The sequence below is a fragment of the Stenotrophomonas aracearum genome, assembly GCF_031834615.1.
Lineage (GTDB): Bacteria > Pseudomonadota > Gammaproteobacteria > Xanthomonadales > Xanthomonadaceae > Stenotrophomonas > Stenotrophomonas aracearum.
Genome location: NZ_CP115543.1, coordinates 1257251 through 1271119 on the forward strand (window position 1 = coordinate 1257251; position 13869 = coordinate 1271119).

The window sequence follows — 13869 nt, forward strand, 5'->3', positions numbered from 1 at the left end:
TCACTCCCCAACATCCCCCGCACTCTCACACCGCTTCCCCTCCGCACACAACCGATCCAACAACGCCAACGTAACCCCATTACTCCACCCAAACCCATCCTGCAGCGGATACTCCCCGCCACCCCCACCGCCCGCAGACCCGTCCACCACATACTTCTCCACCAACTTCCCCTCGCGGTCATAAACCGTCTGCACCGTCCGCAGGAATCGCACCCCGATCTGCCGCGCCAACGCGTCCTGCCGATACCGCTGCAACCCATCCACCGCCACCCACTGCAACGGCGCCCACCCGTTCGGCGCATCCCACTGCTGCCCCGTGTTCTCCGTGGTGGTCAACAACCCACCCGCGCGCACCAGTTGCGCCTGCACCGCATCCGCCGTACGTCGCGCCTGCGTCGAATCGGCCACCTGCAACCACAACGGAAACAACGCCGCCGCCGTCAACGCAGGCCGGGGCGTACCGCGTTCCATATCCCGATCCGCATACCACCCCTGCCGCTCATCCCACAGCAGCGTATTGATTGCCCGCTTGCGCTGCTCCGCCTGCCGCTGGAAATCACGTGCCTCGGCACGCTCGCCAGAAACGCGACTTGCCCGCGCCAACGTCACCTCCAGATGGAACAGCAGACTGTTCAAATCCACCGGCACGATCTCGGTGGTATGAATGCTCCCCAGCTCCGCCGGATGCATCAGCCAGCGCGAACTGAAATCCCATCCAGACTCCGCCCCGGCACGCAGGTCCCGATACACCTGCGAAGGCGCCCGATCCGGCACCGTCGCCGCCGTGGCCAGGTCATCCGTCCACGACTCCGTACGCGGCACCGCCCGCGCATCCCAATAGCGGTTGAGCAGGCTGCCATCATTCATCCGCACCACGCGCTCACTGGCTGCACCCGGCGTCAAACCCTCCGCCCCACGCATCCAGAACGCATGCTCCGTGCGCAGCTGCGGCAGATAGCGGCGATACGCCTCATCGCCCTCATGCGTCGCCAGCAGGTCCACCATCAGGCTGAAGAACGGCGGCTGCGACCGGCTCAGGTAATAACTGCGGTTGCCGTTCGGAATACGCCCGTACTGGTCCAGCTGCCACGCGAAGTTGTCCACCATGTCGCGCACCTGCTGCCAGCGCCCGCTGGAAGCCAGGCCCAGCAGGGTGAAATAGCTGTCCCAGTAGTACACCTCGCGGAAGCGCCCACCCGGCACTACGTACGGCTTGGGCAACGGCAGCAGCGACCCGCGCGGATCCACCGTCTCCGTGCTCCGGGTCAGCACCGGCCACAACCCCTCGATATGCGCGCGCAGGGTTTCACCGGCAGGCGGCACAAATGGCGTGCCCTCGGCGGGCACCGTGAAATGGTCGGCCACGAAGGCGGGCAGGGCATACCCCGGCTGCACCTGGGCCCGCGTCCACTCCGCCAGCAGCGCATCCGGATCCTGATGCGGCACCGCGTCGGCAAAGGTCTTCTGGTCCTTGAACAGGTGAGTCCGCTGGACCTGCTGGAACAAGGGTTGCCACTGAAGGTCCGGCGGCTGCGGGGCCTGGGCAGGCGCCTGCGCGGCGGCAACCGCGGAATACAGCAGCGACGCCAGCAACAGGCCGGCCAAGCGGGGACGTGAGTTCATGGGCGGTGTCCGAAGGGCATCAGCCCGACTGTAAGGGCGTATGCGTCAACGCACGGTGCGGCGCGCGATCTTCACGCCGTCTGCAGGACCCGCTACCATCCCGATCGGGCACGCCGCTGGGGAGTGGCGTGCCTCCAAGGATGTCGCTCATTTCAGGGTTGTTTGAGCCTGCCGGTCGGTGTGACCGGAATTCAGGGAGAGATCGTATGCGCAGCCTGCTGTTCGTAGTGGCCCTGCTGTTGGCAGTGCCGGGTATCGCCGTGAGTGCCCCCCAGGATCCTGCCAAGCTGGTAGCGACTCACGGGTATGCCTATGCGTCGTTCTCCAAGGGAGGACGCGATGTCGTTGTCGTCAGCCCCGTGGGTAGCAAGCGCGAATTCCGCATCGACATGACAGCTGCCGTTCCGCCAGTTGCGGGCATGCAGGCGTCGGGCGTGTGGTTGCCGGCGGGCAGTTACCGCATTGCCGGTTGGGGCCTTCTGAAGTGGAAGGACGGGCCGACGTTCGAGGTCAAGCCAGGACGGGTCACCGACCTCGGCGATTATGTCGCCGTCAATGTCGGTGGTTACAAAACCATGGTGATGCCCATCACCCAGGCCGAGCATTCGGGCGGCGTGCTCGCCGCAACGCAGTCATTCGCCTCTCTGCTGGTGGACCCCGCACCGCTACGGCCCGCAACGCCCTCCCTGTCGCCCGCCATGGAAGACGGCGCCGCAATTACCGGCCTGGGCCTGGTCGCCGATCTACTGATGATGTACGACCGCAAGGTCAACAAGACATCCACGATCGAGGCGCTTACCGCCGCCAAGGATCCAGAAGAATTTCTCCGCCTGGTGCGCACCGTTACGGCGCCCGTGCAGGATGAGCCGGCCCTGCTCCCCGATGGAACGATGTACTTCCCGGCCGACTTCGGGCAGTTGCGCAGGCGCACGCCAGACGGCCAGTGGAGCAACGTCGGCATGGACACCCTCCGCAAGATCATGTTGGTGGAAGCGCATGACGGCCGCCTGGTCGCCGGAAGCGATGACGGGTACATCCGTGAATCACGCGACGGCGGCGCCACCTGGACCCCGCTCGCATCACTGGGCAGCATGCGTTCGGTGGTGGACATCGACCACGCAGGTTCGCACTGGGTCGTGACCACCGTGGAGAACGTCGATGCATTCGAGGCGACGCGCGTCCTGGCCAGTGTCAAGGTGCAGCGGCAGGCCAAAACGGTGCGCCTGCGGGTGTATGTTGCGCAACACGATGACCTCAGTGACCTGAAGCTTTCCCGCGAGTGGCCGCTGGAGGCCAATGAAAGATGGGGCTGGACGTCCCCGCAGGGGCAGTTGGTAGACGATCGCTACTACCTGTTGGCCGGCAACACCCCGCAGCGGTTGGACCTGTCCACCGGGCAGTGGAGGGCGATTGCGCCACGGGAACGGACGTCCACGCTTCGGGTCAACCCATCCACCGGCGTTGTCGCCGCGCTCTGGAACCAGGGGGCGTTCTCCAAGGTTTACTACTCGACCAATCGCGGAGAGAGCTGGCAGCAGATTGGCCGGCCACCCTATGTGATCCAGGACCTCCAGATGGATACCGCCACCTCGGGCTGGGCAAGTCGCTGGAATGTCGGCACCTGGGGTGGCAAGTGGGAGCTCTACGCCTACTCGGTGCAGAAGGACGACTGGGACATGGCAGGCGAAGCACCATTCAACTGCAAGCCCATGCGCGTGAACGTCGAGACCCCCGTATTGTGCATGGCCGCCGACTCCAGCATCTTTGCGTTGCGCGACGGTGCCTGGAAGGTCGAGTTTTCCGCGCAGTGAATGCGTCCGGCCTGGCTGATCCTACGGCGAGCAGGGCACGGATGGTTCAGGAGACTTGAGCCGCCGAGCGCCTTTTCGGCCAGCCGTTCAGCCGGCCAGGGGCCTATCCGCAGAGGCGGATTGACCCCTCGCGCCCACCCCCTTAGAATTGCCTGCTTGGCCGGAATAGCTCAGTTGGTAGAGCGGCGCATTCGTAATGCGTAGGTCGCAGGTTCGATTCCTGTTTCCGGCACCAGTTTCAGCGGAAAGCCCCGACCTAGGTCGGGGCTTTTTGTTTGTGCGGATCGGCCGTCGCTTCTGCCAGGCACCTGCCGTAACCCTCAGGGCTGCTTTTTCCACCAATCGTTTCGGCCTCTGCCGGTCCGTCGCGCGTGCTCCTTTCGCTGCGCCTCCTGCTGTTCCTCAGGAGATCGGCGGTCAGGTCCGAAGCACATGTGATTGAACATGCCGGCGCGCTCTGCGCGCCCGTGGGTAGTGGTGTCGTGTTGGCTTGTCGTCATCAGCACAGGCTAACGGCGGTCGGTGTCACTCCTTGAGACGACGCGACACCACGTCGATCAGCGGTGGTCTCCGCGATGCACGGCTCGAGACCGCGTTGCCGGAGTGTTGGATCAAGGCGGACAGTTCCCAAGCGGTCGATGGGGCTGTACGGTTGAGGTCTACTTCAAAGGAACTGAACCACACATGGGAAGCTTCTCAATCTGGCATTGGCTGATCGTGCTCGTCATGCTGGCGCTGCCGGTTGCAGCCGTCGTTGCAGTTGTTCTCTTCCTGAATTTCCGCCGCCGCGCAGGCAAGTGATGGAGGAGGAGGGCGTCAACTTTTGACGCGTCCACCTAACCGCCAGTTGATCGTCACCGTTCTCTGCGCCAGCCCGAACAGAAGCTGGCGCAGATAACCGCCCATTGCACCTGCCGCCAGGCCGGCCATTGCACGGCGCGCGGGATCAAGCGCTCGCTGGGAGTGGTCCGCAACCCAGGGCAGGGTGGCCAGCAGTTGGCTGCCCAGTAGCAGGGCCAAAACATCCAGCCCCACCATATCCACGAGCGCAGCCAGCGGCGCCAGCTCGGGATTGCAAGCCAGCAGCAGTACCAGAACCACGGTGGAAACCGCCAGCACCCGGCGACCGGTCGTGCTGGCGGTAATGCTGCGCAGAAAGGAGGGCAGGGGCACGGAGCTTACTCGCGTGGGGTCTGTCTCCGATCATGGGGCCGTCAGCAGCCGGGTTCAACGCCCCCCTGAGGTGGCGTCGGCGATTTTCTGCAACGCGTGGTCCAGGATAAAGGACGCCGCCTTCTGGCGCGGCTGGAACTCCTTGAACGAGTCCAGGAAGGACTGCACCACCCCCATGCCCAAGTGATCTGCGGCACCTGGTCGATGTATCAGTCGTAGCAGGTGTTGGATGTAACGCGCGCAGCGCGACCAGGTTGCCGTCGTCGTCGAAGTGGACCAGACCCGTCGGTACAGCGCATGCCTTCATGCGCAAGCCGGTTGATGTTGGGCATGCGGCTTTTCCGGAGGCGGCCTGAATGGGTTAACGTCTTGGCATGCCTCCGCCAGGACTCGCCATGAAGACTGCAGTTTTCAGTGCTCGCCCCTACGACCGCCATTTTCTGGAGGCCGCCAACCAGCAGGGAGGTACGGCAGATGCCTTCACGTTTGAGTACTTCGATGTGGGCCTGGACCTGGCGACCGCGACGCTTGCGCAGGATTGCCAGGCGGTGTGTGTGTTCGTCAACGACCGCCTGGACGCACCGGTGCTACGCGCCCTGCATGCTTTGGGCGTGCGTGCGGTACTGCTGCGCTGTGCGGGCTTCAACAACGTAGACATCGCAGCAGCGGAGCAGCTGGGCTTGTTCGTCGCGCGCGTGCCGGCGTACTCGCCTGAGGCGGTGGCGGAGCATGCACTGGCGCTGATCATGACGCTCAACCGGCATACACATCGGGCCTACAACCGGGTGCGCGAAGGCAACTTCATGCTGGACGGGCTGCTTGGGCGCACCCTGCATGGCAGGACCGTGGGCATCGTGGGTACCGGCAAAATCGGCCTGGCCACCGCGCGCATCATGAAGGGCATGGGCTGCACTGTGCTGGGGTTTGATCCATACCGATCGCCTGCGTTTGCAGAAATTGGTGAAGCGGTGGCGCTGGACGAGCTGCTGACCCGTTCGGACATCGTGTCGCTGCATTGCCCGCTCACGCCGGACACGCATCACCTCATCAATGAGGAGTCGCTGGGGCGGATGAAGCCGGGCGCGATGTTGGTGAATACCTCGCGCGGTGGACTGGTGAATACCGATGCGGTGGTGCGCGCATTGAAGTCGCGCCACCTCGGCCACCTGGCCATTGATGTGTATGAGCAGGAAAGCGCACTGTTCTTCCAGGACCTCTCTGGGGAGATCATCGACGATGACTTGTTCCAGCGCCTGATGACGTTCCCGAACGTGCTGGTGACCGGTCACCAGGGGTTCTTCACGGTCGAGGCGCTGCAGGAGATCTGCAGCATCACCTTGGGCAATCTGTCCGACTTCGCCAATGGGGTGGAGTGCACCAACACGGTGACGGCTGCGTAGGCAGCTTTGGACTTCCCGTCACTCTTTCGCGTCCTTTTTGCCCGCCAAGGCGACGTCCAGGCGTGCCTCCAGGCCGGCTTTAACCTGGCCCATGTGATGCGCAGCCTCTTTTCTGGACAAGCCCGGACGGGGATCAGCACGTGCTACCTGGATGCCTTGGCGCAGAAATTCGGTGTATGCGGCATGTTCGCGAGCCCGCTTGAGAGCGGCGCTGCAATCGGGTCGAGGGCGACGGTTCATGGGGTCATCCGAGTAGCCAGTGGCATCCACGTGGTAGTAGGGGGCCGACTGGCTAGGCAGCTTTGGCCTCCCGGTCTTCCACGCCGGTGTAGCGGACGACGGGCTTTTCGGGCTCGCCATTCATGAGCCCAAGGGGCTCGCCGTTCCACAGCGGTGTGATGACGATCCGGCCCTGGAAGGCTTCTATCCGCACCTGCGCGCCGACGGTGAAGCCGAAGGTCCGCATCCAGGCGCCGCTCAGGGTGATCAGGGGGAGGGGGCCGAACTTGTCGCGGCAGTGCTCGTCGATCTGCGGCATGGCGCGGATGTTGTGGGCGTAGCGGGGCCGGTAGCGGGGCAGGAGCGGCAACGGCGGGGTGGGCGGTTCCAGGGGCGAAGGGTCCGGAGCGAGCGTCATGTGTTTGCCTCCATCAAGGGAATGGCCCTCGCCGGTTAGGGCGAGGGCGTCGGGAGGTCAAAACCGTGCACAACCAGACGGCGGGCGTATTCCCCCGTGAAGGGTCTTGTATTAGCCGCCCTCCCGACATGGGACATCCACTATTTTTGGTTGTACGGAGTTTTGAGCTCCGGGGCCGACCTTGGGCAGATCTGCCGGATGAGGCAAAGTGATTGTTTCTGTTGATTTTTCGATTTCGATAGGCTGTGCCTACTGATTGACGTGACTGGCCCGTGCAGCGCGTGGAATGGTGCTTTGGGGTGTGACCGTGGGCACAGTTGGGGGCGGCGACAGAGGCGATCGCGTGCGCGCCAGTGGGGGAGGGGGATGTCGGGATGGGCGCGTGGGTGGTCTTGAGTGCGTCGGCGGTTCCAGCCGGGCAGGGCCCGGCTCTACCCGCGGGAGCGACGTGACCCCGTAGCGCCGGGCTCTGCCCGGCCGCCGTTGGCGGAATCTCCGCCCGTGACGCAGTTCATGTCTATACATGTACACGCGACTTTGCCGAATTCGGCAACTGCGCGCGCCGTGCGACAACGTGTCGCAGCCATTTCCGGGCTCTTCCTGCGCCAGATCATTGTCAATGGACTTCTTAAATGGTGCATAACGGCATAAAATCAGGGGGCTGACATGTACGTCCTCCGTGCCGCCCCCTGGGACCGGTACACCTGCCTTTGGCTGGCGGGGCGCGCTTGAGATGGCATTCCCTACGCAATTGGATCGACCGATGATTCCGTTGAAACCCCTTGGGCGCTGGTTGCGCCCGGGCCTGCTGCTGGCGTTGTCCGTGTTCCTGACGGGCTGCAGTTCGGCCATTCTCGACCCGAAGGGCCAGATCGGCCATGACCAGAAGACGCTGCTGATCACGGCTACCGTGCTCATGCTGCTGGTGGTCGTGCCGGTCATCATCATGACCCTCGCCTTCGCCTGGAAGTACCGTGCCTCGAACACCAAGGCCCGTTACGAGCCGAAGTGGTCGCATTCCACCGCCATCGAAGTGGTGGTGTGGTCGATCCCCTGCATGATCGTGCTGGTGCTGGCCGTGCTGACCTGGCGCTCCTCGCACTCGCTCGACCCGTACCGACCGCTCGAGTCGGAGACCAAGCCGGTCGTGATCGAAGCCATTTCGCTGGACTGGAAGTGGTTGTTCATCTATCCGGAAGAGAACATCGCGACGGTCAACGAGATCACCTTCCCGGTCGATACCCCGCTGAACTTCAAGATCACGTCCGATTCGGTGATGAATGCGTTCTTCATCCCGCAGCTGGGCACGATGATCTACTCGATGACCGGCATGGAGACCAAGCTCCATCTGATCGCCAACGAGATCGGTGAGTTCCCGGGCATGTCCTCGCACTACAGCGGCGCGGGCTTCAGCAAGATGCACTTCACGGCGCATTCGGTGACCAACGAGCAGTACCAGCAGTGGCTGGCCAAGGTGCGCGCCGAGTCCAGCACGCTGAACAAGGAAGCGTTCGCCGCCCTGGTGGCCGACCGCAACCACGACTGGCACCCGGTGACCTATTTCGGCAGCAGCGAAGCCGGCCTGTTCGACTGGGTCATCGCCAAGCACATGGGCAACAACCAGCACTACGGCATGAACCACACGGGCATGTCGCACGGCGCTGCGGGCGAAAGCCACGAAGGCCATGAAATGCCGGCCGGTGACCATGAAGGCCACGACGCAGCAATGGCTCCGGCCGGCGCTTCGGCGGCCGACCATGCCGAACACACTGCAGACGAGCACGCCGCCGCCGGTCACGCCGGCCACGCGGGCTCGGGAGAATAAGCATGAATCTGTTGGGTAAACTGACATTCGCTGACATCCCGCACGACCCGATCATCATGACCACGCTGGTAGGCGCGGGCATCGGTGGTCTGCTCCTGCTGGCGGTCATCACCAAGTTCAAGCTGTGGGGCTATCTCTGGAAAGAGTGGTTCACCTCGGTCGACCACAAGAAGATCGGCGTGATGTACCTCATCGTCGCCTTCGTCATGCTGCTGCGCGGCTTTGCCGACGCCATCATGATGCGTGCCCAGCAGGCCATCGCCGCCAATGGCGCCGAAGGCTTCCTGCCGCCGCACCACTACGACCAGATCTTCACCGCCCACGGCGTGATCATGATCTTCTTCGTGGCGATGCCGCTGATCACCGGCCTGATGAACGTCGTGGTGCCGCTGCAGATCGGCGCACGCGACGTGGCCTTCCCGTTCGTCAACTCGCTCAGCTTCTGGCTGTTCGTGGCGGGCGCGGGCCTGGTGATGATCTCGCTGGGTGTTGGCGAGTTCGCGCAGACCGGTTGGCTGGCCTTCCCGCCGTTGTCGGGCAAGGAGTACAGCCCGGGGGTCGGTGTCGACTACTACATCTGGGGCCTGCAGGTTGCAGGCCTGGGTACGACACTGAGCGGTATCAACTTCTTCATCACCATCCTGAAGATGCGTACCCCGGGCATGAAGCTGATGCACATGCCGGTGTTCACCTGGACCGCGCTGGTCACCAACGTGCTGATCATCGCCGCGTTCCCGGTGCTGACCGTCACCCTGGTGCTGCTGACCCTGGACCGTTACCTGGGCACGCACTTCTTCACCAATGACGGTGGCGGCAACGCCATGCTGTACATCAACCTGATCTGGATCTGGGGTCACCCGGAAGTCTACATCCTGGTGCTGCCGGCCTTCGGCGTGTTCTCGGAAGTGATCGCCACCTACTCGCGCAAGGCGCTGTTCGGTTACAAGGGCATGGTGTACGCCACCGCCTGTATCGGCGTGCTGTCCTTCATCGTGTGGCTGCACCACTTCTTCACCATGGGCTCGGGTGCCAACGTCAATGCCTTCTTCGGCATCACGACGATGATCATTTCGATCCCGACCGGTGTGAAGATCTTCAACTGGCTGTTCACCATGTTCCGCGGTCGCGTGCAGTTCACCACCCCGGTGCTGTGGACGATCGGCTTCATGGTCACCTTCACCATCGGCGGCATGACCGGCGTGATGCTGGCCATTCCGGCCATCGACTTCGTGCTGCACAACAGCCTGTTCCTGATCGCGCACTTCCATAACGTGATCATCGGCGGCGTGGTGTTCGGCATGTTCGCGGGCATCACCTACTGGTGGCCGAAGATGTTTGGCTTCCGCCTCAATGAAACCTGGGGCAAGGCGGCGTTCTGGTGCTGGTTCATCGGCTTCTATGTGGCCTTCATGCCGCTGTACGTGCTCGGCTTCATGGGCATGACCCGTCGCATGCAGAGCTACCCGAACCCGGAATACCAGCCGTTCCTGATCGTGGCTGCCTTCGGTGCCGCGATCATCGGCGCTGGCATCCTGTGCCAGATCATCCAGGTGGCCGTGTCGATCCGCGACCGCAAGAAGACCGCCGACCTGACCGGCGACCCGTGGGACGCCCGTACGCTGGAGTGGGAAACCTCTTCGCCGCCGTCGTTCTACAACTTCGGTTCGCTGCCCAAGGTCACCGAACTGGACGACTTCTGGGAGCGCAAGCAGCGTGGTGAGGCGTGGGAACGCCCGGCGAAGTACACCGACATCCACATGCCGCGCAACACCGGCACCGGTGTGGTGATCGGCGCCTTCAGCCTGGTGTTCGGCTTCGCGATGATCTGGCACATCTGGTGGCTGGCCATCGTCGGCCTGGTCGGCATGATCGGCACCTTCATCTGGCGCACCTTCGACAAGGACGTGGATTACTACGTGCCGGCTGCCGAAGTGGAGCGCATCGAAACTGAGCACCGCCGTCACCTGCAGGCGCAGGGTCTGGTGAAATCGGAGTTGCAGGCATGAGCAGCACTATCGCCAACACCGTGAACCACGGGCACGCCGCGCACGCGGCGGCCCATGGCCATGACGACCACGAACACCACGACACCGGCGAGAACACCGTCTTCGGTTTCTGGGTGTACCTGATGAGCGACTGCCTCATCTTCGCCAGCCTGTTCGCGACCTATATCGTGCTGGCCGGCGGCACCAACGGTGGCCCGGGTCCGAAGGACCTGTTCGACCTGACCTTCGTAGCGTGGGAAACCACGCTGCTGCTGGTGTCCTCGCTGACCTTCGGCCTGGGCATGATCGCGCTGCACAAGCACAAGGTCGGCCAGATGTACCTGTGGCTGGGCCTGACCTGGCTGCTGGGCTTCGGCTTTATGGTCATGGAAGTGTGGGAGTTCAACCACCTCATCCATGAGGGCTTCGGTCCGGACCACAGTGCGTTCCTGTCGGCGTTCTTCGCGCTGGTGGGCACCCACGGCCTGCACGTGAGCGCCGGCCTGCTGTGGCTGCTGATCATGTTCATCCAGATCAAGCAGAACGGCCTGACCCCGACCAACAAGACCCGCATGGCGTGCCTGAGCCTGTTCTGGCACTTCCTGGACCTGATCTGGATCGGCGTGTTCTCCGTCGTCTACCTGAAGGGAGCGCTGTAATGGCACATGACAATCACGCACACGACCACGGCCACGGCGCCGCTGGCGAGAGCCACGGCAGCGTCAAGTCGTACCTGGTCGGTTTCCTGTTGGCGGCGGTGCTCACCATCATCCCGTTCTGGGCCGTGATGAAGGGCGGCCTGCCGGTGTTCACCACCGGTGTGATCATCATCGTGGCCGCGATCCTGCAGATCTTCGTGCACCTGGTGTTCTTCCTGCACCTGAACCGCTCGTCGGAACAGCGCTGGAACGTCAGTGCGGCGGCCTTCACCGTCGTGGTGATCGGCATCATCGTCGCCGGCACGCTGTGGGTCATGCACAACATGAACATGCACATGATGCATTGACATCTTCGGATGTCGCGCAAGCAGAAAGGCCGCCCGGAAGGGCGGCCTTTTTGTGTGTCGTGAATCGGTCGGCGGATATCCGCGTTGTGGGATGGCGATCATCGGTAGGGTCGGTTCCCAAACGACCGCCGATGACGGTGCAACGTTCTTTAACGCGTGACCTCCAGGCGAAGGCGCGTTTCCGTCACAGGTCATGCGTTACCGGACGTTGACGGGGTATCGGCGGTCGTTTGGGAACCGACCCTACCGGTCAGCGCATCCCGCCATTTCCATGCATCACGCGGCGTTGCGCAGGAACTCCTCGGCGTCTACCGGCTTGCCCAGGTGATACCCCTGCAGCAGGTCGCAGCCCAGCTCGTTGAGGTACGCGCGTTGCCCGGCGGTCTCCACGCCCTCGGCCACGATCTGCAGCTGCAGCGAGCGGCCCAGTGCGACGATCGAGGAAACGATCGCCGCATCCTCGGCGTTCTCTTCCAGTTCGCGCACGAAGGCGCGGTCGATCTTCAGTTCGGTGGCCGGCATGCGCTTGAGGTAGAGCAGGCTGGAATAGCCGGTGCCGAAGTCGTCGATGGATATCTTCACCCCCATCTCGGTCAGGCCATGCAGGATCTGCAGGCTCGCTTCCACGTCCTGCATCGCCGTGGTCTCGGTCACTTCCAGGGTGAGGAAGTGCGGCGCCAACGCGTGCTTTTCGAGCGTGGTCTTCACCGTTTCGAGCAGATTGGTCGAGGCGAACTGCAGCGGCGAAAGGTTCACCGCCATCGACCAGTCCGGATGCCCGGCGTCGTGCCACTGCCGCAGCTGCGCGCAGGCCTGGTCCAGCACCCAGTCGCCCAGCTGCAGGATCAGGCCGCTGCGCTCGGCGATGGGAATGAAGGTGTCCGGGCCCAGCAAGCCCAGACCCGGATGCTGCCAGCGCACCAAGGCTTCCGCCCCGATCACGCCGCCGCCGTCGGCGCGGAACTTGGGCTGGTAATGCAGCACCATTTCATCGCGCTGCATCGCGCGGCGCAGCTCCTGCAGCAGCTTGAGCTGGCGGTTGGCGCTGACGTGCATGGCTTCGGTGAAGAACGTATGCCCGTTCCGGCCCGAGTCCTTGGTGTGGTACATCGCCGCGTCGGCGTGCGCCATCAGCTCGCGCTCGGTGGTGGCGTCGGTCGGGTACATCGCGATGCCCAGGCTGGCGGTGACCTGCAGCTCCACGCCGTCGATCTCGAACGGCTCGCCCACCGTGGCGATGATGCGCTCGGCGATTTCGGCCGCATCTTCCGGTACGTCCAGCTGGATCACGATGACGAACTCGTCGCCGCCCAGCCGCGCGAAGGTGTCGTGGCCGCGCAGCAGCCCCTTGACCCGTTCGCTGACCTGGATCAGCAGTTTGTCGCCGGTCTGGTGGCCGTAGGCGTCGTTGACCGCCTTGAATCCGTCGAGGTCGCAGAACATCACCGCGAAGCTGAAGTTGCGGCGCTTGGCCTTCTCGATGGTCTGCTCGATACGGTCCTGCAGCAGCATGCGGTTGGGCAGCTGGGTCAGCGGGTCGTGCAGGGCGGCCTGCATGAGCTTCTCGTTGGCCTGGGCCAGTGACTCGGCCAGCATGCCGGTGCGGGTGCGCATCTGGCGGTCGAACAGCGAGGCGATCAGCGCGATGCCCAGCGTGCCCAGGGTAGTGACGATGACCAGCACTGCCAGCCATTTGGTATCCAGGCCGTCGGCGTAGACGGCGCCGCAGATGCTGCCTTCGGGGAAGTGGGCTGCGGCCATGCCGGTGTAGTGCATGCCGACGATGGCCAATCCCATCACCAGCGAGGCCAGCCCGCGCAGCAGCATCGGGCGGCGCGTTTCGGTGCGCAGGCGGAAGGCGATCCACAGGGCCGCGCCGGCCGCAACGATGGCAATCAGGAGCGAAGCGGCGAACCACCACGGGTCATACTCGATGCCCGGTTCCATGCGCATGGCGGCCATGCCGAGGTAGTGCATGCAGGCGATTCCAAGCCCCATCAACACCGCGCCTGCTATGAGCCGTGGCCACGGCAGTGCGGCGTGCGAGACCAGCCAGAGCGCGTAGGCCGAGGCGCCGACCGACGCCGCCAGCGAGTACAGGGTAATGGCCAGGTCGTAGCCGACCGGAATGGGCAGGTGGAAGGCCAGCATGCCCACGAAGTGCATGGACCAGATGCCCAGGCCCATGGCGGCGGCGCCACCGGCCAGCCACCAGCGCGCCACGCGGCCTTCGGTGCTGGCCAGGCGGCCGGCCATGTCCAGCGCCGTGTAGGAGGCGAGGATGGCAACCAGCAGCGAGAAAACGACGAGACTCTGGCTGTAGGTGCCGGTCATGGAGAAGCCTGGGGGGACATGGGGAAGGAAAGGCGCGGGCGCCCGCCACGGTATCGGCCATGGCGGCGGAAGATT

The 13869-nt window shown here is 63.9% G+C and carries 11 protein-coding genes and 1 tRNA gene; 7 read left to right on the forward strand and 5 right to left on the reverse strand.

Going from position 1 to position 13869, the window contains the following annotated elements:
• Positions 1-1623 (reverse strand): alpha,alpha-trehalase TreA, encoded by a 1623-nt coding sequence (gene treA, locus PDM28_RS05880; protein ID WP_311184141.1) that lies wholly within the window; start codon positions 1621-1623, stop codon positions 1-3.
• Positions 1624-1829: 206 nt separating this feature from the next.
• Between treA and PDM28_RS05885 the strand changes: the two genes are divergently transcribed.
• Both PDM28_RS05885 and PDM28_RS05890 read left to right on the forward strand, forming a co-directional pair.
• On the forward strand, positions 1830-3434 hold the full coding sequence (locus PDM28_RS05885; RefSeq protein WP_311184142.1) for a beta propeller repeat protein: 1605 nt from the start codon (positions 1830-1832) through the stop codon (positions 3432-3434).
• A 159-nt stretch (positions 3435-3593) separates the two neighbouring features.
• Positions 3594-3669, forward strand: a tRNA-Thr gene (locus tag PDM28_RS05890).
• 581 nt (positions 3670-4250) lie between these two features.
• On the opposite strand, the gene PDM28_RS05895 is transcribed toward PDM28_RS05890, so the two are convergent.
• The gene (locus tag PDM28_RS05895) at positions 4251-4607 is read right to left on the reverse strand and encodes a hypothetical protein (protein WP_311184143.1); all 357 of its coding nucleotides are present in this window, start codon (positions 4605-4607) and stop codon (positions 4251-4253) included.
• A gap of 395 nt (positions 4608-5002) precedes the next feature.
• On the opposite strand from PDM28_RS05895, the gene PDM28_RS05900 reads away from it, so the two are divergent.
• The gene (locus PDM28_RS05900; protein WP_311184144.1) at positions 5003-6007 is read left to right on the forward strand and encodes a 2-hydroxyacid dehydrogenase; all 1005 of its coding nucleotides are present in this window, start codon (positions 5003-5005) and stop codon (positions 6005-6007) included.
• A gap of 18 nt (positions 6008-6025) precedes the next feature.
• Here the strand turns inward: PDM28_RS05900 and PDM28_RS05905 are convergent, their stop codons facing one another.
• Complete coding sequence (locus PDM28_RS05905) at positions 6026-6247, reverse strand: hypothetical protein (RefSeq protein ID WP_311184145.1); 222 nt, start codon at positions 6245-6247, stop codon at positions 6026-6028.
• A gap of 52 nt (positions 6248-6299) precedes the next feature.
• The gene (locus tag PDM28_RS05910; protein WP_311184146.1) at positions 6300-6644 is read right to left on the reverse strand and encodes a SymE family type I addiction module toxin; all 345 of its coding nucleotides are present in this window, start codon (positions 6642-6644) and stop codon (positions 6300-6302) included.
• Positions 6645-7407: 763 nt separating this feature from the next.
• On the opposite strand from PDM28_RS05910, the gene cyoA reads away from it, so the two are divergent.
• The 4 genes from cyoA to cyoD are packed head-to-tail and all read left to right on the forward strand — an operon-like array spanning position 7408 to position 11460.
• Positions 7408-8469 (forward strand): ubiquinol oxidase subunit II, encoded by a 1062-nt coding sequence (cyoA, locus tag PDM28_RS05915; protein WP_311184147.1) that lies wholly within the window; start codon positions 7408-7410, stop codon positions 8467-8469.
• 8 nt (positions 8470-8477) lie between these two features.
• Positions 8478-10475, forward strand: a complete 1998-nt coding sequence (cyoB, locus tag PDM28_RS05920; protein WP_102946791.1) for a cytochrome o ubiquinol oxidase subunit I — start codon at positions 8478-8480, stop codon at positions 10473-10475.
• Entirely contained in the window at positions 10472-11113 is a 642-nt protein-coding gene (gene cyoC / locus PDM28_RS05925) for a cytochrome o ubiquinol oxidase subunit III (protein ID WP_070208362.1), read from the forward strand. The genes cyoB and cyoC overlap by 4 nt, the downstream gene beginning before the upstream one ends.
• Positions 11113-11460, forward strand: coding sequence for a cytochrome o ubiquinol oxidase subunit IV (gene cyoD / locus PDM28_RS05930; RefSeq protein WP_311184148.1), 348 nt, complete (start codon positions 11113-11115; stop codon positions 11458-11460). Before cyoC ends, cyoD begins: the two co-directional genes overlap by 1 nt.
• A gap of 276 nt (positions 11461-11736) precedes the next feature.
• Here the strand turns inward: cyoD and PDM28_RS05935 are convergent, their stop codons facing one another.
• Positions 11737-13794 (reverse strand): putative bifunctional diguanylate cyclase/phosphodiesterase, encoded by a 2058-nt coding sequence (locus tag PDM28_RS05935; RefSeq protein ID WP_311184150.1) that lies wholly within the window; start codon positions 13792-13794, stop codon positions 11737-11739.
• Positions 13795-13869: the final 75 nt, after the last annotated feature.